General features: G+C 73.1%; 13 protein-coding genes. 9 read left to right on the top strand and 4 right to left on the bottom strand.

Annotation, left to right across the window (positions count from 1 at the left end; all coding sequences use genetic code 11):
• Window positions 1-25 precede the first annotated feature (25 nt).
• From P1V51_05890 to P1V51_05875, 4 genes are all read right to left on the bottom strand, one after another.
• Window positions 26-496, bottom strand: coding sequence for a hypothetical protein (locus P1V51_05890; protein ID MDF1562552.1), 471 nt, complete (start codon window positions 494-496; stop codon window positions 26-28).
• A 3-nt stretch (window positions 497-499) separates the two neighbouring features.
• A complete protein-coding gene (locus tag P1V51_05885; protein ID MDF1562551.1) occupies window positions 500-937 on the bottom strand; it encodes a hypothetical protein in 438 nt (145 codons plus the stop codon).
• A 112-nt stretch (window positions 938-1049) separates the two neighbouring features.
• Entirely contained in the window at window positions 1050-1490 is a 441-nt protein-coding gene (locus tag P1V51_05880; GenBank protein MDF1562550.1) for a hypothetical protein, read from the bottom strand.
• Window positions 1487-2437, bottom strand: a complete 951-nt coding sequence (locus P1V51_05875) for a hypothetical protein (protein ID MDF1562549.1) — start codon at window positions 2435-2437, stop codon at window positions 1487-1489. Before P1V51_05875 ends, P1V51_05880 begins: the two co-directional genes overlap by 4 nt.
• Before the next feature lie 294 nt (window positions 2438-2731).
• Here P1V51_05875 and P1V51_05870 point away from each other — a divergent pair, with 294 nt between their 5' ends.
• The 9 genes from P1V51_05870 to P1V51_05830 all read left to right on the top strand — a co-directional run.
• On the top strand, window positions 2732-3076 hold the full coding sequence (locus P1V51_05870; GenBank protein MDF1562548.1) for a hypothetical protein: 345 nt from the start codon (window positions 2732-2734) through the stop codon (window positions 3074-3076).
• Between the two features lie 96 nt (window positions 3077-3172).
• On the top strand, window positions 3173-5278 hold the full coding sequence (locus P1V51_05865; protein ID MDF1562547.1) for a cytochrome c3 family protein: 2106 nt from the start codon (window positions 3173-3175) through the stop codon (window positions 5276-5278).
• A gap of 7 nt (window positions 5279-5285) precedes the next feature.
• The gene (locus P1V51_05860) at window positions 5286-6188 is read left to right on the top strand and encodes a hypothetical protein (protein MDF1562546.1); all 903 of its coding nucleotides are present in this window, start codon (window positions 5286-5288) and stop codon (window positions 6186-6188) included.
• Window positions 6188-8179, top strand: a complete 1992-nt coding sequence (locus P1V51_05855) for an ATP-binding protein (GenBank protein ID MDF1562545.1) — start codon at window positions 6188-6190, stop codon at window positions 8177-8179. The genes P1V51_05860 and P1V51_05855 overlap by 1 nt, the downstream gene beginning before the upstream one ends.
• A complete protein-coding gene (locus P1V51_05850; GenBank protein MDF1562544.1) occupies window positions 8176-9555 on the top strand; it encodes a sigma-54 dependent transcriptional regulator in 1380 nt (459 codons plus the stop codon). The genes P1V51_05855 and P1V51_05850 overlap by 4 nt, the downstream gene beginning before the upstream one ends.
• A 53-nt stretch (window positions 9556-9608) precedes the next feature.
• Window positions 9609-10142: an ankyrin repeat domain-containing protein gene (locus P1V51_05845; protein MDF1562543.1), complete on the top strand. Its 534-nt coding sequence runs from the start codon at window positions 9609-9611 to the stop codon at window positions 10140-10142.
• A gap of 46 nt (window positions 10143-10188) precedes the next feature.
• On the top strand, window positions 10189-12204 hold the full coding sequence (locus P1V51_05840; GenBank protein ID MDF1562542.1) for a Na+/H+ antiporter NhaC family protein: 2016 nt from the start codon (window positions 10189-10191) through the stop codon (window positions 12202-12204).
• Window positions 12205-12293: 89 nt separating this feature from the next.
• Window positions 12294-15965, top strand: coding sequence for a MopE-related protein (locus tag P1V51_05835; protein ID MDF1562541.1), 3672 nt, complete (start codon window positions 12294-12296; stop codon window positions 15963-15965).
• A partial coding sequence (locus P1V51_05830) for a MopE-related protein (protein ID MDF1562540.1) occupies window positions 15965-19087 on the top strand: 3123 nt, incomplete at its 3' end. The genes P1V51_05835 and P1V51_05830, both read left to right, overlap by 1 nt.

The raw sequence follows: 19087 nt of genomic DNA, 5'->3' as shown, positions 1-19087 counted from the left end.
TGCCAGCCGAATGTCAGATCGAAGGCTAGAGCACCCGCGGGCGCCGGTCGGGCACCCGCAGGGGGCTGGCCCGGGGGGCCTCGACCTGCTCCCAGCCGGCGTCCCCCATCGCCCGGTAGACCGAGCGGGGACCCCGGCCCTCACCGCCCCCGAGGGCGGCGGCGGTCAGGAGCAGGGCGGCGCCCACCGCGGCCACCAGGCCGATCGCCGCCAGGGGGCGGCGCTCCAGCCACCGATAGGTGGGCTCGAGGCGCCGGAGCGAGGGTTCGAGGCGGCGCAGCGAGGGCGCGATGCGGCGGACGAGCCGCGGTCCCTGGTGGCGCAGGGAGCGCTCGAGGCGGTGGTAGTGCGGCTCGAGGCGATGCAGCCCCGCCTCGATGCGGCGGAAGACCGGCTCGAGGCGGTGGGGCAAGGCCTGGAAGCGGCGCACGAGGTCCTCGTACCAGCGGATCGAGACCTCGACCCGCCGCAGCACGGCCTCCAGGCGCTCCCGCATGGCCTAGCGCAGACCGACGCTGGCCTGCATCAGGCGGCGGCGCAGGTTGTCCACGGTCTGGAAGAGGTGCTCGATGTCGGAGAGCACCTGCACCTCGACCGCCTGCTCGAAGAGGGTCGCGGCGCTCGGCCGCTCGAGGACGTCGAGGGTGCCCTGCACCCAGGCCTCCACGTCGGCCAGGGAGTGGGCGATCTCGCGCAGATCGTCGCCGAGGAAGGCGCAGACCATTCCGTCCGAGCCGCGAGCCGCGAGGTCGTCGGCGATCTCGCCGGAGGCGTCGACGCGCTGCTCCCGGAGCAGCTCGATCAGGGCGGCGGCCATCTGCGGATCGATCCGGGCCGGGGTCGGAGCGGAGGGCCGCTTCGCCTGCGGGCGCGGCGCGGGGGCGTGTTCGGCGGGCAGAGTCGCGAGGTGTGCGGAGATGGCCTGGGCTCGAGACATGCGGCGGGTCCTCCCGAGGATCGACGGTTCGAGGCCATCGTAGAGGGAGGATCCCTCCGGTCAACTTTTTCACCCCGGGTGCGAGAACGTCGCCCCCTGGCGCCCGCAGGGCCTAGGGCACGTCCCGCAGGGCCACCGTGACCGCGCTCTTCTCACCCCGCCGGATGACGGCCTCGCCGCAGCCCGCCTGGGTGATCGTGCCGATCCCGCCGGCGCCGTCGTAGCCGACCACCAGGAAGAAGGCGATACCGGGCTGGAGATCCGGGATCTCCACCGTCACCGAGTTCTCGCCGCTGAGCTCGATCACCTGGGAGGCGCCGATGGGGGAGAAGTCGGTGGTCGCGTCGTAGGCCCGGACCAGGCGGTCGCAGTCCACGAGGCCGCCGGAGAGGTCCTCGCCGGCGTAGGGCTCCACCACCAGGGAGAGCAGCCCCCGGTCGAGGAGGGCCTGCCGATCCACGGCGAAGGTCGCTCCCCCACCCTCCTCGCCGCCACAGGCGGGGAGCGCGAGCAGCGCGAGCGCGGAGGCGAGGCCGAGGATGCGGCGCCTCATCGGATCACCACCAGGGCCGAGCCGGTCTCCGGCAGGGGCCGGGTCGCCGCGTAGCCGTAGACTCCGCCGGCCGCCGCGCCCGCCACCAGCACCCCGACGCCGGTCCAGAACCACCAGCGGGAGACGAGCCGGGGCTGGTCCGGCTCGAGGTCCGGGGCGCGGCCGCCCTCCACCTTGAAGACCATCGGCGCCTTCACGCTGCCCCGGGTGGCCACCCACTCGTCCGAGGCGGTGACCGCCGCGAGGTAGTACTCCACCTCGAAGGGCTGCAGCTGATCGCCGAAGAGGTAGGGGATGACGCCCTTGAAGTGGGTCGCGTCGGCCGGGTCCCGGGTGAAGCTCGTCGAGGAGTAGTCGTCGGTCGTCCCCTTCAGGCGGAAGTAGACGTTCAGCTTCACCACCGTGTCGGTGCGATCGACGACATAGGCCGAGAGCTCCAGCGCCGCCCCGAAGCCGAACTGCTCGGCCGGCGGGCTGTGCTTGATCGAGGCGCGGGTCTCGCGCAGCTCCTCCTCCCGGAAGCGCTCGAAGAACTGCAGCACCTTGGTCGAGGCCAGCCGGCGGCTGATCTCGTGGGTGGGCTTGATCTTCAGCGCCTGGCCGAAGGCCTCCTTGGCCGGCTCGGGCCGCCCGAGGCGCAGCCGGATCACCGCGAGGTAGGTCCAGAGGTCGAGCTGCTCGGTGGTGTTCAGATCGTTCGCCGTCGGCGCGACGATGGCCTTCTCCAGGCGGTCCTCCGCCGCGGAGAGCTCGTTGTTGTCGAAGAGGATCTTCGCCTCGGCGATGAACTCCGAGGCCGTGGAGGCGGTCCGGGAGGTGATCGTGGTGTTCCCGCCCTTCTGGGCCAGGGCCGGCGCCGCGCTCCCGGCGAGGGCGCCGCAGAGGAGCAGGGCTCCCAGGGCCTTCAGACCCCGCCGACGCCCTCGTTCTGGCCGGTTACGCGCCACGGCGCCGACGGTACTGGCGACCGGGAGATCGTGTCAATCGACCCCCTCTCCCCCCTCCCGCGGGCCTTCCCCTTTTCCCGCAGGGGGTGTCCGGCGAATCCGACACACCACCCAAACTACTGAAATCATTTAGTCGAAGGGAGTTCGAGACAGAAAGCGTCGGGGAAATACGACACCCCACCCGATCCCAAGTACCTGAAATCACGAGGATTCGACCTTGGCACCAGTCTTGGAATGAAGGGAAAGCGAACACGGAACACCGACTCCCCCACTCCCCAACTCCAGGAGACGATCATGAAGACCCAGAACACCTCGAACTCCGGTGAGCGCACCTTCGCCTTCGGTGGCGGCCTGCTCGGCCTCGTCGCCTTCCTCGCCGTCGGCCTCCTCCCCTCCCTGGTCTACGGCGGCTTCGCCGGCGCCAGCCTCGCCGCGGGCCTCCTCGGCCACCCGGTGGACGCGAGCGTGATGGCCCGGGGCATCACCATCTTCGGCATGGTGGCCGGCCTCCTCGCCACCGCCGGCGTCTTCGTCGTGGTGGGCGCCGTCGTGGGTAGCACCCTCCACGCCCTCGCCCGCTCCACCATCAAGGCCGAGGCCGGTCAGGAGGCCCTGGCGGCGGCAAATTCCGACAGCTGACGGCCATTCCCGACCCGGTGACTAGGGTCCAGACATCTCGATGCGAACGCGCCCCGTGAGAGGGCGCGTTCGTCGTATCACCATGGAGCTCCCACCATGAAATTCCCCCCCCTCGGATCGCTTCTCTGCATCCTTGCTCTGGCAATCCCGACAGGTCTCCAGGCGGAGCCTTCGGTCCTCCCCCCCAGCGTCGATCCCACCTCCGGCTGCGCCGTCTGCCACGCCGAGGCCGTCGCCGGCTTCAAGGCCGGCCAGGGGGAGGACGGCCCCCACGCCGACGTCGAGTGCACCGACTGCCACCGCTCGCGGACCTTCAATCCCCACGTGGCCGGCGACCTCTCACAGGAGGATCGCGCGGCCCTCGCGAAGCTCGCCCCCTACGGGGAGCGGGTCTCGGACGCCTACCTCGCCTGCCTGGACTGCCACGACGAGCCCTACGAGGCCTGGAAGGAGAGCATCCACGGCAGCGAGGCCAACCAGGAGCGCCCCGATCGGGCGCCGCTCTGCGCCGACTGCCACGGCAGCCCGCACCTGGTCTCCACCGCTCCGAAGATGAAGAAGGAGCTCGCGGCCCGCTGCATCGCCTGCCACGAGTTCCCCAGTGAGGGCGGCGCCCAGGCCGAGGTGGTCGACACCTATCGCGAGACCATCCACGGCAAGATGATCTCCCTGGGCAACGACCGCGCCGCGGTCTGCACCGACTGCCACGGCGGCCACGCGATCTTCCCCGAGGACGATCCGCGCTCGACGGTGCACGCCGACAACCGGGTCGCCACCTGCGAGACCTGCCACCCCGGGGCGAGCGAGAGCTTCACCCACGCCATCTCCCACGTCCCCCACCGCTTCGACACCGACTTCTGGGGCGGCTTCACCGCCTTCGCCTTCTCCCTGCTCACCCTCGGCACGATCTTCCTGCTCTTCCTGCACATCGGCGCCGACTTCTTCCGCAGCACCCGGGCGCACCACCCCGAGTTCTCGGAGGCCGACGACGAGGAGGCGCCGCCCGCGGAGCTTCCGGTCAAGCGCTTCGACATCCACATGCGCTTGCAGCACGGCCTGATGCTTTTGTCCTTCATCGTCCTGGGGGTCACCGGCTGGCCGCTTAAGGCGGCGAGCACCGAGGCCTCCCTGCGGATGACCGAGTTCCTCGGCGGCCAGGCCACCCTCGCCCTGATCCACCGGATCGCCGGCGTGGTGATGCTGATCTCGGCCGTCTACCACCTGCTCTACCTGGGCATCCGCTTCGCCCGCGGCAACCTCTCCCTGGGCCTGGTCCCGGCGCCGAAGGACGTGCGCGACCTCTTCGCCAACCTCGGCTACTTCTTCGGCCTGCGGAAGGAGCGCCCCGACTTCGGCAACTGGGCCTACCACGAGAAGTTCGACTACTGGGCCGTCTTCTGGGGCGTCGCCATCATGGGCGGCTCGGGGCTCCTGCTCTGGTTCCCCACCTGGTTCGCCAAGGTCCTGCCCGGGCACGCCATCTCCCTGGGGCAGATCGTCCACAGCGACGAGGCCCTGCTGGCCATCCTCGCCATCTTCCTCTGGCACTTCTACAACGTGCACCTGCGGCCCACGGTCTTCCCGATGAGCTGGGTCTGGCTGAACGGCACCATGCCGGCCGAGGCTTACTACGAGGAGCACCGAGGCGCCTACGAGAAGCAGTTCGGCAAGAAGCCCCCGCGCAAGCCCGCCCACGATCTCTGGCACGCCCGCCGGCGCTGGTCCTATGGCGCCCTGGCGATCGTGGTCCTCGCGGCCGTGGTCGTGCTCATCAGCGACGCCTCCGCCATCCGCAACCGCATCGCCGAGCTCTCCGCGCCCGGCGAGACGGCGAAGCCCGCCGCGGTGAAGACCCCGGAGCCCGGGAAGGCCGAGGCCTCGCCGGCGAAGGGCAAGGCCGTCGAGGGCGAGGTCGTGGTCAACGGCGTCGCCGAGAGCGCCTGCTTCGCCTGCCACAACAAGGGCCGCTTCGAGGAGGGCGGGAACTTCCCGCACGGGATGCACTTCGAGGAGCAGGACGTCAGCCGCGACTGCGTCGAGTGCCACCAGGCCACCTGGCACCAGTCGCTGGGCCTCTACACTCAGGTCTGCCTCGACTGCCACGACGCCGAGGAGCTCCCCATCCGCACGGCGCCCGAGGAGGGCACCCCGGAGGAGGGCACCGAGGAGGGAGCCGAGGAGGCGCCGACCCCCGAGGAGTGACGGCACCATGCCCCACAGCCGCTGGCTTCGACCCACCCTGCACCTGCTGATCCTGGCGGGTCTGCTGGGTTGCATCGGCGCCACCCTCGCCTTCCGCAACTACGTCGAGAACAGCCCCTCCTTCTGCCGGACCTGTCACGAGATCGCGCCGGAGATCGAGGTGTGGGCGAAGGCTCAGCACCGGGAGCTGCGTTGCCAGCAGTGCCACCACGGCACGCTGGAAGACGGGCTCCGGGTGCTGACCCTCTACGTCTCGACCGGGAGCAACGAGGGTGAGCGCCGCAGCCACGCGCCGATCCAGCTCGAGAGCTGCGCCGGCTGCCACGCCACCCACGACGAGCGCTGGCCCTCGATCGCGAACGCCACCGGGCACCAGCGGCACCTCGACGCCAAGGACATCTCTTGCACCGACTGCCACGGGCAGGAGATGCACTTCGACCGCCCGGCCCGCAGCACCTGCCAGGGCTGCCACCCGGGGCACAGCCCGGGCTGCGGCCTGCACGACAGCTCTCACTGCCTCGCCTGCCACGACTTCATGGGGGAGGGAGAGAAGATCCGCCCCACCCGCGCCAGCTGCCTGGCCTGCCACGAGCGGCAGGAGCGGCCGGTCGTGGTGAAGCCCGACGCCCCCATGCAGTTCCTCTGCGCCGCCTGCCACCGGCCCCACGGCGGGGAGGAGTCCGAGGGCAGCGCCATCGTCCCCTGCGCGGAGTGCCACCGGGAGCAGGACCTGCTGGGCCTCCACAAGCTGGAGGATCACGACGACTGCGGCAGCTGCCACGAGCCCCACAACTGGTCGGCGACGCGCCAGGCCTGCCGCGGGTGCCACGGGGGGATGGAGAGCCACCACCCCGAGGAGCTCTGCGTCCACTGCCACACCTTCTCCCGGGGGGCGGGGAGCATCCGCTGATGCAAGAGGGCCTCCTCACCGTCAGCATCCGGGTCAAGCTGGCGACCCTCGCCAGCGCCATCGTGGTGCTCGTCGTCCTCGGCCAGACGATGCAGTCGCTGGTCGTGAGCTCCATGGCCGTGCAGGAGGAGCTCTCCCTGCGCGCCCGCCTGGTGCTGATGAGCGTCGCCGGCGCCATCGCCCAGAAGTGGGAGCCGGGGGAGGAGGGCCTCCTCGACGCCGACACCCTCCCGGAGCTCGAGCCCTACGCCGAGCGCGTGGCCCGGGTGCTGGAGGTGCACTCCTTCGCCGTCCTCGACGAGCACGGGAGCCTGGTCGGCTTCGCCGGCGAGGAGCCCACGCCCGAGCGGATCGCCCAGGCGAGCCACCTGCGCCTGCGCGCCACGCCCTCCTCGATCTGGGCGGTGGCCTCCCGCCCCCTGGAGCTCGTGGCCCGCGCCCCGATCATCCACGGGGACGAGATCGTCGGCTACGTCTTCTGCACCTTCACCTCCGACGAGCCCCGCGAGCGCCTGCGGACCCTGGTGACCACCGCCCTCTACTCCGCCCTCTTCTGGGTGGCCCTGGGCGGCGGCCTGACCCTCTGGCTGGCGCGGCGCTTCAGCCAGCCCCTGGTCGACCTGGCCACCGCGCTCTACGAGGGGGACGAGGTCTACTCCCTGCCCCCGGAGGGTCCGGCCCACGGCGAGCTGGGCGTCGTGCAGCGCCGCCTCGTCGACTTCACCGAGCGGATCCAGGCCGAGCGGGCGCGCGCCGAGGATCTCAACCAGAAGCTGCGCCACCAGGTCGAGGTGGTCAGCGCCGACCTCGCCCACAGCGCCGAGCAGCGCGAGGCGATCCTCGACTCGATCGAGGACGCCATCCTCGTCTGCGACCGCGAGGCCCGGATCCTCGCCGCCAACCGGGTCGCCCGGGAGTGGCTGACGGTCCCCTGCCCCGAGGACAAGGCGCCCGAGGATCGGGACGAGTGCCTGGTGCTGGGTGAGCACCTGAGCGCCGCGGTCCTGCGGGTGGTGCGCACCGGCCACGGCGAGACCTTCCCCCTGCCCGAGGCCGAGGATCCCTCCGGTGGGCCCGGGCGCCGGAGCCTGCGGGCCCGGATCCACCAGGCGGCCGAGGGCGCCGCCGACGCCGACGCCCCGGTGATCGTGATCCTCGAGGACCTCTCGACCTGGCGGGCCCTCGAGGCCCAGGTGCTCCAGTCCGAGCGCCTCGCCAGCCTCGGCACCCTCTCGGCTGGCATGGCCCACCAGATCGGCAACCACCTCAACGCCATCCGGGGGCACGCCGAGCTGGCTGCCCAGCGGGCCGGAGAGACCGACGAGCGGATCAGCACCCTCGTCGCCGGGATCCGGGACGAGGTGCGGGCCGCCTCCGACCTGATGCAGCGAGCGCTCCAGCTGGCCCGCACCGAGCCGGTGCCCACGGTCGAGCTGCAGATCCCCGTGCTGGTGCGGGAGGCCCTCGCCCTGGCCGAGGTCCACGCCCGGCACCGGGGCGTCGCCATCGACACCTCGGGGCTGGCGGATCCCGGCTGCAGGGTCTGGGGCGATCCCCAGCTCCTCACCCAGGTGCTGCTCAACCTCTTCGTCAACGCGATCCAGGCGATGGGCAAGGGCGGCCACCTCGAGGTCAGCTCCTGCTGCTGCGCCGACGAGACCTGCTCGATCACCGTCGACGACGACGGACCGGGCATCGAGCCCGAGGCGGCCCGCCGCATCTTCGAGCCCTTCTACACGACCAAGCCCATGGGCGAGGGCACCGGCCTCGGGCTGCCCATCGCCCGCCGCATCCTCGAGCTCCACGGCGGGGAGCTGCGCTTCGAGCCGCGGCCGGGCAAGGGGGCTCGCTTCGTCCTGGTCCTGCCGGTCGCCCGCAAGGACGCGCCGCGGGATCTGCAGGCCGACGAGGAGGGCAAGCGGGAGCTCCTCGGGGGGATCTTCGGAGGCCCGGGCACGCGCCGCGACGGGGGCAAGGGAGAGACATCATGAGCCGAGACACCACCATCCTCGTCGTCGACGACCAGCAGTCCGCCCGGACCTTCCTGCAGGGCTACCTCGAGGGGCGCGGTCACCGCTGCGTCGCGGCCGCCTCCGCGCGCGAGGCCCTCGAGGTGATCGACCGGGGCGTGATCGATCTGGTCATCACCGATCTCTGCATGCCCGAGATGGACGGCCTCGCCCTCCTGGAGTCGATCCGCGAGCGCGGCCCCGACCTGCCGGTGATCCTGGTCACCGCCTACGCCACCATCGAGACGGCGGTGAAGGCGATGAAGGTCGGCGCCTACGACTACCTCAAGAAGCCCATCGAGCCAGAGGAGCTGACCATCCTGGTCGACCGCGCCCTCGCCCACCAGGCGCTGGTCCGCGAGAACCGGCTGCTGCGCGCCGAGGTCGAGAAGAAGAACCGCCTCGACAACCTCATCGGCCAGAGCCGGCCGATGCAGGAGCTCTTCGAGCTGGTCCGGCGGGTGGCGCCGGTCGACTACCCGGTGCTGGTCACCGGCGAGAGCGGCACGGGCAAGGAGCTCGTCGCCCGCGCCCTCCACGGCCTCTCCGCCCGCAAGAAGAACACCTTCCTCTCAGTGAACTGCGCGGCCATCACCGAGACCCTGCTGGAGTCGGAGCTCTTCGGGCACGAGAAGGGCGCCTTCACCGGCGCGATGCGCGCGCGGCCCGGCCACTTCCGCGAGGCCAGCGGGGGCACCCTCTTCCTCGACGAGATCGGCGAGATGCCCCTGGCCCAGCAGGCCAAGCTCCTGCGGGTGCTCGAGACCGGCGAGGTCATGCCGGTGGGCGGCGACCGCACCGAGAAGGTCGACATCCGCCTGGTCGCCGCCACCAACCGGGATCCCGAGGAGATGGTCGCCGAGGGCGGCTTCCGCCACGACCTCCTCTACCGGATCGACACCGTGCGGGTGCACCTGCCGCCGCTGCGCGAGCGCCCCGAGGACATCCCCCTGCTGGTGGATCACTTCCTCAAGGCGACCACCGAGAAGACCGGCAAGTCCCACACCGTCTCCTCGGCGACCCTCCAGCGCCTCATCGCCTACCCCTGGCCCGGCAACGTCCGGGAGCTGGCCCACGCCATCGAGCACGGGGTCCTCGTCGCCTCCGGCGAGCGCCTCGAGCCGGGTGACCTGCCGGCCCGGATCGCCGGCAAGTCCGGCGGCGGCGGCGGCGAGGGCCTCCTCCCCAACGCCGGGAGCAGCACCTTCCGGGCGGCCCGCCTGGCCTTCGAGCGCGCCTACCTCGAGGACCTCCTCGAGCGCGCCGGCGGCAACATCAGCCGCGCCGCGGCCATGGCCGGCCTCCACCGCTCGACCCTCCACGAGAAGCTGCGCCGCCACGACCTCGGCGGCAGCTGAGGGCGGCCGCCCGCCCGCCCGGGTGCCTAGGGTGAGGGAGAGAGGGAGCCGTCATGCCCTCAGCCCACCTCCACCTCCTGCCCACCGGGCTCGCCCTGCTACTCCTCCTGGGCGCCGTGCCGACCTGCCTCGGGGGCTGCCGCCCCACGCCGCGGGTCGAGCGGGGCAAGCCGAAGATCGTCCGGCAGATCCGCAGCGCGGGGATGGAGTACACCGCGCGGGAGCTGCGAGAGCAGGCCCGGGCCGGCGAGCTCGAGAACGTCCGGCTCTTCCTCGAGGCCGGGATGGACCCCGACATCCGCCGCCACTGGCGGGCCAGCCGCGCCCTCCACGAGACCTGCCGGGAGGGGCACGCCCGGGTGGCCGCGCTCCTCCTGCGGCACGGTGCCAACATCGACGCCCGGGATCCCCTGGCCTCGCGGACCCCCCTGATGAGCGCCGCCGAGCGGGGCCACCGGGAGGTGGTGCGGGTGCTCCTCGAGCACGGCGCCGATCCCGCCCTGCGCGACGAGCGCGGGCAGACGGCCCGCGACCTCGCCCGGCGCCACGGGCACGAGGAGGTCGTCGCGCTGCTGGACTCCCGCTGAAGCGAGGTTCAGCTCCCGGCGCCGCTCGTGATAGGACCGGCCCGGGATGGGATTCAAGGGATTGGGAGAGAAGCTGCTGCGCTGGCGGCCGGACCGGGCGTTGCTGCTGCGGGCCTCGGCCGTGGTCCTCGGCCTGCTGGTCGTCGTGTTGCTGGTCGACCGCGGCGGAGCGCACGGCCGGGTCGCGACCTCCCTCGCGGTGACCGAGAAGCTCCTGCCCGATCTGAAGAAGGCCGCGGGCGAGCCCGAGGAGCCCCTGCGCCTGACCCTCGTCGTGAGCGGCGGCGAGGAGGGCGAGCGCGAGATCGCCCGGCGCACCTTCTCGGCCGCGCCCTGGATCCGCGAGGCCGCCGCCGGGGAGGTGGTGGACGGCGAGCTGCGGGCCTACCTCGGCTTCGACGAGGAGACCGCCTCTCTCTCGGCGGCGATCGAGCTCTCCCGCCCCGGCGCCGGCCCGCCCGCCACGGCGAAGACCGAGCGCCGCCTGATCTCGGTCTGGGCGCTCACGCCCCCCCTGCTGGCGATCCTCCTGGCCTTCGCCACCCGCCGCCTCTTCCCCTCGCTGATCTCGGCCATCGCCCTGGCCGCCCTCCTCTCGGCCCCCGACCTCACCCTCCTCGGCGTGGACTACGGCCTGAAGGAGTACCTCTGGGCGGCGACGGCCTCGGACGCCTTCAAGATCTGGATCCTGGTCTTCACCACCGCCCTCATCGGCATGGTGGGCGTCGCCACCCGCGCCGGGGGCGTGCAGGGCATCGTCGATCGGATCGCCACCCGGGCCCGCACCCGGCGGGCCACCCAGGGCGCCACCATGGGCATGGGCCTGGCCATCTTCTTCGACGACTACGCCAACACCATCGTGGTCGGCACGACCATGCGGGGCCTCACCGACAAGCTGCGCATCTCCCGGGAGAAGCTGGCCTACCTGGTCGACTCCACCAGCGCGCCGGTGGCCGGGGTGGCGCTGATCTCCACGTGGATCGGCTACGAGGTCGGCCTCTTCGGGGACCTCGGCACCTCCCTCGGCCTGGGCCTGGACGGCTACCAGCTCTTCTTCGCCGCCCTGCCCTACCGCTTCTACTGCGGCTTCACCCTGGTCTTCCTGATCCTGCTGATCTGGCTGCAGCGCGACTACGGCCCGATGCTGCAAGCCGAGCGCCGCGCCCTGCACGAGGGCAAGGTGCTGCGCGACGGGGCCGAGCCCCTCTCGGGAGCCGGGATGGAGCGCGTGGCCATGGAGCCCGGGGTGCGGCCCCTGGCGCACGTGGCCCTCCTCCCCATCCTGGTGGTGATCCTCGGCGCGGGCGTCGGGCTCTTCCTCGACGGCGGCGGCGGGGCGCAGCTCTCCGCCGACCCCGCCCGCTTCTTCACCTATGCCCTCTGGCGGGACGCCTTCGGCGGCGCGGAGAACTCCACCTTCGTCCTGGCCATGGCCGCCCTCGCCGGCAGCGCGCTGGTGGTCGCCCTGGCGCGCCTGCACCGCCTGCTCTCGCCCGACGCCATCGTCCGCTCCTACGCCCGCGGGGTCTGGTCCATGGCGCCCGCCGTGGTGGTGCTCATCCTCGCCTGGGGCATCAAGGCCGCCTGCGACGACGTGGGGACCTCGCACTTCCTCATCGCCTGGCTGCAGGACTCGATCTCGGTGAGTGCCCTGCCCCTGATCATCTTCATCCTGGCCGCCTTCGTGGCCTTCGCCACCGGCACCTCCTGGGGGACGATGGGCATCCTCATCCCCACCGCCGTGCCCCTGGCCTACCACCTCGGCGGAGAGGAGGCCCTCTTCGTGGCCGCCGCCGCCGTCCTCGACGGCGCCATCTTCGGCGACCACTGCTCGCCCATCTCGGACACCACCGTGATGTCGAGCATCGCCAGCGGCTCGGACCACCTCGACCACGTGCGGACTCAGATCCCCTACGCGCTGACCTCGATGGTCGCGGCCGGGCTCTTCGGCTACGTCTGGTGGGCGCTGGGGGCGCCCTACCCCGTCGGCCTGGGGCTCGGGGCCATGGCGCTCTTCGGGGTGATCCGCTTCGTCGGGCGGCCGGTGGAGGAGCCGGCGTAGGCGCGGAAGCTGTCAGCTATCAGCTGTCAGCTGTCAGCCATTGTTAAGGGGGACGCAGGGTGGCAGGCCAGGTAGTCTTCGGAGTCGAGATGCGGTCTCACTCCTCCTCCTCGGGTCTCCTCCTGCTCCTGGCCCTCGGGCTCGGGGCCGCCGGCTGCCGCCTGGGCTACCTGGAAGACCCCCCGGTCGACTGCCGCAACACGGAGGCCTGCGAGTGCACCGAGGACCGGGAGTGCCCGCAGCCCCTCTCCTGCGTGAACGGCTTCTGCTCGCGCTATCCCCCGGGAGCCGTGCTCGAGTTCGGCGAGTTCTGCTTCGAGGACCTGGAGTGCGTCTCGGGCTACTGCATCGACCACAGCTCGGGCCAGCGCCGGATCTGCAGCCGGGAGTGCGACCCCGCGCACCCCTGCCCCGAGGGCTGGGACTGCAAGCGGCGGCCCGGTGACCCCGAGGTCGACCTCTGCGTCGAGCACCTCGACCGGCTCTGCGCCGAGTGCTCGGTGGACGACCACTGCAACCCCGCCTTCGGGGACCTCTGCCTCGAGCTCGAGGGCGTGCGGGGCTGCGCCCTGGACTGCACCCTGGGGGGGGCGTGCCCGGAGGGCTTCCTCTGCACCGAGGTGAGCGCCGGCGAGAGCACGGTCGCCCAGTGCGTGCCCGAGACCGGCACCTGCGCCTGCACGCCCGCCAACGCCGGGCTCACCCGGGGCTGCACCGTGCGCAACGACAACGGCAGCTGCTCCGGGAAGCAGGTCTGCGGCGAGGACGGCCAGTGGGGCGCCTGCGAGGCCCCGGTGGCCGAGCCGGAGATCTGCGACGGCCTCGACAACGACTGCGACGGGCTGATCGACGCCGACGATCCCTCGGTCGACATCTCCGCGCTCCCCCTCGACCTGCCCTACCCCGCCTGCCAGAAGGGCGCCGCCGAGAACTGCCGCGGCACCTGGACCTGCCAGGCCGCCGCCGCGGGCACCTTCGAGTGGCTCTGCGGCGCCACCGACCCGGAGGCGGAGCTCTGCGACGGCCTCGACAACGACTGCGACGGCAGCACCGACGAGGACTTCCTCGACCCCAGCGGGGACTACGTGCACCCCGAGCACTGCGGCAGCTGCGAGCTCGACTGCTTCCGGGTGCTGCACGACCTGGCGCCGGAGCGCAGCGACGCCGCCACCTGCGAGGTGCGGGCGGGCGGCCCCACCTGCGTGCCCCTGGCCTGCGCGCCCGGCTTCGCCCCCTACCCCGAGCTCGGCCCGGTCCTCTGCCGCGAGAACGCCTCCTCCCAGTGCCGCCCCTGCACGAGCCTGGGGGACTGCGGCTTCAGCACCGACCGCTGCGGGCGCGTCGGCGAGGATCCCCACGACTCCTGCCTCCAGGGCTGCGGCGCCGACGCACCCTATGGCGGCTGCACCGGTCGCCTCGGTGAGCAGGGCTGCTGCCCGGAGGGGCACACCTGCCAGAGCTTCGGCGGCGCCCCGGTCTGCCTGCCGGACGTGGGCAGCTGCGACTGCAACGCCGAGCGGCTCGGCGCCGACCGCCCCTGCCTGCTGCGCGGCGACGCCGGGCAGACCTGCCTCGGGGTGCAGCAGTGCGAGGCCGACGCGGCGGGGGAGCCGGCCTGGAACGACTGCGACGCCTCCCTGACCTCCATCGAGGTCTGCGACGGCCTCGACAACGACTGCGACGGCACCGCCGACACCCCCTTCATCGACACCCGGGGCACGGGGACCTACGACACCGACGAGCACTGCGGGCAGTGCTACGAGGACTGCCGCAGCCACTGGAGCGAGTCGATCCAGCACGCCATCGGCGGCTGCGTGCCCCAGGGCGCGGGCCGGCCGCCCGTCTGCGAGATCGTCGCCTGCACCCGGGAGGAGATGGGCGGGGGCGGCGCCTGCCGGATCGACGCCGACTGCCCCGGCGGCTGGCGCTGCGACCCCCTCCGGCACCAGTGCAGCCAGGCCTGCACCTCCGACGCCGACTGCAGCGGCGGCCCCTGCCTGGGAGGAAGCTGCGCCCTCACCTGCACCGGCGACGCCACCTGCGTGAGCCGCTTCGGAGCCCCGAGCGCCTGCGTGAACGGCGCCTGCCAGATCGAGCTGCAGTGGGTCGACGCCGACGAGACGAGCGCGAACGGCTGCGAGTGTCCGACCGCGCTGGGCACCGGCACCGACCTGCCGGATCTCCACGACACCTACCCCGTCGCCGGCGCCCCCTACCTCGACCGGGACTGCGACGGCGTCGACGGCGAGGCCACCAGCGCGCTCTTCGTCTGGTCCGGCAGCGCGAGCGGCCAGGGCACCCGGGAGCGCCCCTACACCACCATCGGCGCCGCCCTCGCCGCCTTCGATCCCACGCGGCACAGCCAGGTGCTGGTCGCGGCCGGCTACTACGAGGAGACGATCGAGCTGCTGCCGGGCCTCGAGCTCCACGGCGGCTACACCGCCGACTTCGGCGAGCGCGATCCCGTGGCCAACCCGACGATCCTCGCCGGCCCCGAGCCGGACTTCTCCCTCCCGGTGCCGCCGCGAGGCGTGGTCAACGCCCGCAACATCAGCTCCGGCCGCACGGTCTTCGCCGGCTTCGTGGTCCACGGCTACGACGTGACCTTCAAGCCCGGGGCGGGCCAGCCCGGCGAGAACAGCATCGCCATCGCCCTCGACAACTGCACGGACGCCGTCGAGATCCGCAACAACGTCATCGTCGCCGGCCTGGCCGGCGAGGGAGGCGCCGGCGCCACCGCGCGCAGCGGACGCTCCGGGGGCTTCGGCGGGGACGGCCGCGACTCGGTGGAGTGCACGACGGCCTCCTGCGCCAACGAGCGCCAGCCGGGCGGCGCCGCCGGGCTCAACGCGAGCTGCTCGGGGGCCGACGGCAACCGCGGGGCGGCCGCCGACGGCAGCGTCGATCCCCAGGGCTACCGCAGCACCGCGAACGGCAACGGGATCGGCGGCAACAACGGCGCCTACTCCTCGGCCCTCACGCCGCAGTTCGCCGACTACTGCAAGTACGACTGCCTGGTCGGCCAGGACATGGTGGGCAAGCCCGCGCGCTCCGGCCAGAACGGCGGCGACGGCGCGGGCGGCGGCGGCTGCGCGGATCCCGTCGGCCGCGTGACCGGCAGCACCTGGCGGCCGCGCAGCGGGACCCGCGGTGACGCGGGCGGCGCCGCCACCGGCGGCGGCGGCGGCGGCGCGGGCGGCTGCGTCATCAACCAGAACCCCTCGACCTGCACCCAGGGGAGCCGGCTCGGCGACCTCGGCGCCACGGGCGGCGGCGGCGGCGCCGGCGGCTGCGGCGGCCTCGGAGGCGGCCCCGGCGGCTCCGGCGGCGGCTCCTTCGGCGTCCTGCTGACCTTCAACCAGTCGGTCCCCGCTCCCCCGGTGGTGCAGGGGAACCTCGTCCGCCTCGGCGCCGGCGGCGGCGGCGGCCCCGGCGGCTTCGGCGGGCACGGCGGCCTCGGCGGCCAGGGCGGCAACGGCGGCATCGCGCAGCCCCCGGCCTGGTGCGCGGGCACCGGCGGCAAGGGCGGCCGGGGTGGCGACGGCGGCGCGGGCGGCGGCGGCGGCGGTGGCTGCGGCGGCGTGGCCTACGGGATCGCCGGCAACCGCCTCGGCGCCACCGACTACGCGGCGGCGAACACCTTCGATCCTCCCCTGGCGGCCCCGAGCGGGGGCCCGGGCGGCCCCGGAGGCCCCGGACCCGCCGGCGGCGACGGCGGCGCGGGCCAGAGCGGCGACTCCGCGAACTTCAGGACCTTCTGATGATGGATCGCCTCACGCGCAGCGCCCTCCCCTGGGCCGGGCTCCTCCTCCTCCTCGCGGGCGCCGCCTGCTCGCGCTCCGAGCTGGGCGACCGCCGCTGCCAGGACGGGGTCTGCCCCTGCGTCTTCGAGGCCGACTGCCCCGAGGGCTTCGACTGCGTGGACGCGGTCTGCGTGGAGAAGATCGCCACCGACGCCGGGCCGGGGAAGCTGGGCTTCGGCGAGCTCTGCGAGAGCAACGACCGCTGCCTCTCCGGCTACTGCCTCCCGGACCTCCAGGGGGCCTTCTGCACCCTCCCCTGCAGCACCGGCTGCCCCGAGGGCTGGGCCTGCCGGGAGGTGCTCGACCCCCGGGGCGAGGTGGAGTCCCTCGGCCTCTGCGTCGTCGATCGCGACGTGCTCTGCCAGGCCTGCCTGGAGGACGCCGACTGCAACCTCTCCGGCGGCGACCGCTGCCTGGACGCCGACCTCGACGGCCTGCCCGGCTGCGCCCGGGACTGCACCTTCGAGCCCTGCCCCGAGGGCTACCACTGCACCGACGTGGTGATGGGCGAGGGCGAGATCGACCGGCAGTGCCTGCCCGACGCCGGCACCTGCGCCTGCGGTCCGTCCTCCGAGGGGCAGCTGCGGGGCTGCCTGCGCCAGAACGAGCTGGGCATCTGCAGCGGCCAGGAGCTCTGCGAGGTCCCCGGCGGCTGGTCGGAGTGCTCCGCGCGGGAGCCGGTCCCCGAGCTCTGCAACGGCATCGACGACGACTGCGAGGGCAGGATCGACGAGGGCCTGGAGCCTCGCCCCTGCTCGGCCACCCTCGGCGACTGGACCTGCAGCGGCACCGAGACCTGCGCCGGCGCGAGCGGCTGGCTCTGCGACGCCCCCCTGCCCGAGGCCGAGCGCTGCGACGGCGCGGACAACAACTGCGACGGGGTCACCGACGAGGACTTCGTGGACGACGCCGGGCTCTACTTCCAGCGAGAGCACTGCGGCGGCTGCGGCATCGACTGCGACGCCATCATCCCCCACGCGACGGCCACCCTCTGCGAGATCCACGAGGGCGCGGCACGCTGCATCGCCACGGCCTGCGAGGCCGGCACCTTCCCCTACCTCGAGGGGACGATCTGCCTGCGGCTGCCGGACACCCTCTGCCAGCCCTGCAACACCGACGATGACTGCGTGGCGCCCGGCAGCCACTGCATCGAGGAGGGCCCGGAGCGCTTCTGCGGCCGGGACTGCGCCCCGGGCTCGGCCTACGGGACGACCTGCCCGACCGGCTACGCCTGCGAGCCCCACGCGCAGGGCAGCCAGTGCCAGCCCACCACCGACACCTGCCTCTGCGACGCGGACCACCTGGGCACCGTCCGGGGCTGCAACGTCGACTTCTGCCAGGGCTACGAGACCTGCGCGGCCAGCGGCGGCACCCAGGACTGGAGCAGCTGCGACATCTCCGCGATCGTCGAGATCTGCGACGAGCTCGACAACGACTGCGACGGCGACATCGACGAGGGCTACCTCAACCCGGCCACCGGCCGCTACGACACCGACGCCCACTGCGGCTTCTGCAACAACGACTGCAGCGCCTACTGGGTGCCCGAGATCGTCCACGCCACCGGCACCTGCAACGCCGCGCTGCCCTTCCCGACCTGCGAGATGGGGGCCTGCGTCACCGAGACCGTCGGCGGGATCGACTACGAGTGGGTCGACGTGGACGGCCTGCCCGGGAACGGCTGCGAGTGCCGCCGGGTGCGGGGCAACACCGCGACCGACCTCCCGGATCGCGGCGCCTTCCCCGAGCCGGGCAGCGAGTACGTCGACGAGAACTGTGACGGCGTCGACGGCGTCATCGGGCACGCGCTCTTCGTCTGGGGCGGCCGCAGCGGCCAGGGCACCGGGACGATGAGCGATCCCTTCCGGACGATCCGCCAGGCCCTCGTGGCCTTCCCCACCTCCGGCAAGCGCTACATCCTCGTCGCGGAGGGCGTCTACGAAGAGAACCTGCGCCTGACCGAGGGGATGCAGCTCTTCGGCGGCTACGCGCCAGACTTCCTCTCCCGCGAGATCACGGTCCACGCGACCACGGTGCAGGCGGGCCCGCCGCCGGCGCCCGCCTCACCGGGCGCCATGAACCTCATCAACGTGGGGCACGGCGCCGCCACCACGATCGTCAGCGGCTTCCACCTCCTGGGCCGGGACGTCGCGCCGGGCACCGCCGACGATCAGGACGGCGCCCCCTCGATCGCCGTCTACCTGCGGAACGTGGGGCCGGGGGTCGTGTTCCAGAACAACGTCATCCGGGGCGGCCACGCCGGCGCCGGGGGCCGGGGCTCCACCGGCGCTCAGGGCTTCGGCCGCCAGGCCTCCGCCGCCCTCGACGGCCGCGCCGGGATCGACAGCGTGCCGGTGGTCGGCGTCTGCCCCGCCACCCTGGTGGTCGCGGGCGGCCTGGCCGGCAGGAACACGACCTGCGGCCAGGCGAACGGCAACCCGGGCGGGAGCGCCATCTGCCCGGTCTTCGACTGGGGCGCGAGCCCGGTGCGGGGCGCGCAGCAGGCCTACTCGGTCCTCCCGCTGGGGAAGAACGGGGCCGGCGGCCACGACTGGAGCTACGACGACTTCAGCGGACCCGAGTGCTCGCACGCGACCGAGAGTGGCTGGCCCTCCAGCATCCAGACCAACATCGGCGGCGACGGCCTGGACGGTCAGGACGGCTCCCCGGGCAACGGCGGGGGCGGCTGCACCGGGCGCTACGGCTCGATCTCCGGCACCTTCTGGGTGCCCTCGCCGGCCGCCGGCACCGCGGGCGGGGCCGGCGCGATCGGCGATGGTGGCGGTGGCGGTGGCGCGGGCGGCGGCACCGCCCGCTTCGCCAGCGGCGGCTGCCAGCAGCACGAGCAGGGCGCCAGCGGCGGCGGCGGCGGCGCGGGCGGCTGCGGCGGCCGGGGCGGGAACCCCGGCGGCGACGGCGGGGCCTCCATCGCGATCCTCGCCTACTTCGGCGCCCCCACCAGCGCCGCCGGCCTGCCCCGGATCACCGACAATCGCATCCGGCGTGGCCCCGGCGGCCGGGGCGGCGACGGCGGCTTCGGCGGCCCCGGCGGCCAGGGGGGCAACGGGGCCTTCGGCGGCTTC

This window comes from Deltaproteobacteria bacterium (assembly GCA_029210625.1).
In the GTDB taxonomy this organism is placed as follows: Bacteria; Myxococcota; Myxococcia; order SLRQ01; family SLRQ01; genus JARGFU01.
Note: the sequence above shows the minus strand (reverse complement) of the source record. Positions and strands in the feature narration are given on the sequence as shown.

What these genes read in the sequence shown, in the direction of transcription:
- P1V51_05840 (MDF1562542.1), top strand. Translation starts at nt 10,189, where the DNA reads ATGGGATTCAAGGGATTGGGAGAGAAGCTGCTGCGCTGGCGGCCGGAC.
- P1V51_05880 (MDF1562550.1), bottom strand. Translation starts at nt 1,490, where the DNA reads ATGAGGCGCCGCATCCTCGGCCTCGCCTCCGCGCTCGCGCTGCTCGCG.
- P1V51_05860 (MDF1562546.1), top strand. Translation starts at nt 5,286, where the DNA reads ATGCCCCACAGCCGCTGGCTTCGACCCACCCTGCACCTGCTGATCCTG.
- P1V51_05890 (MDF1562552.1), bottom strand. Translation starts at nt 496, where the DNA reads ATGCGGGAGCGCCTGGAGGCCGTGCTGCGGCGGGTCGAGGTCTCGATC.
- P1V51_05845 (MDF1562543.1), top strand. Translation starts at nt 9,609, where the DNA reads ATGCCCTCAGCCCACCTCCACCTCCTGCCCACCGGGCTCGCCCTGCTA.
- P1V51_05835 (MDF1562541.1), top strand. Translation starts at nt 12,294, where the DNA reads ATGCGGTCTCACTCCTCCTCCTCGGGTCTCCTCCTGCTCCTGGCCCTC.
- P1V51_05885 (MDF1562551.1), bottom strand. Translation starts at nt 937, where the DNA reads ATGTCTCGAGCCCAGGCCATCTCCGCACACCTCGCGACTCTGCCCGCC.
- P1V51_05855 (MDF1562545.1), top strand. Translation starts at nt 6,188, where the DNA reads ATGCAAGAGGGCCTCCTCACCGTCAGCATCCGGGTCAAGCTGGCGACC.
- P1V51_05850 (MDF1562544.1), top strand. Translation starts at nt 8,176, where the DNA reads ATGAGCCGAGACACCACCATCCTCGTCGTCGACGACCAGCAGTCCGCC.
- P1V51_05870 (MDF1562548.1), top strand. Translation starts at nt 2,732, where the DNA reads ATGAAGACCCAGAACACCTCGAACTCCGGTGAGCGCACCTTCGCCTTC.
- P1V51_05865 (MDF1562547.1), top strand. Translation starts at nt 3,173, where the DNA reads ATGAAATTCCCCCCCCTCGGATCGCTTCTCTGCATCCTTGCTCTGGCA.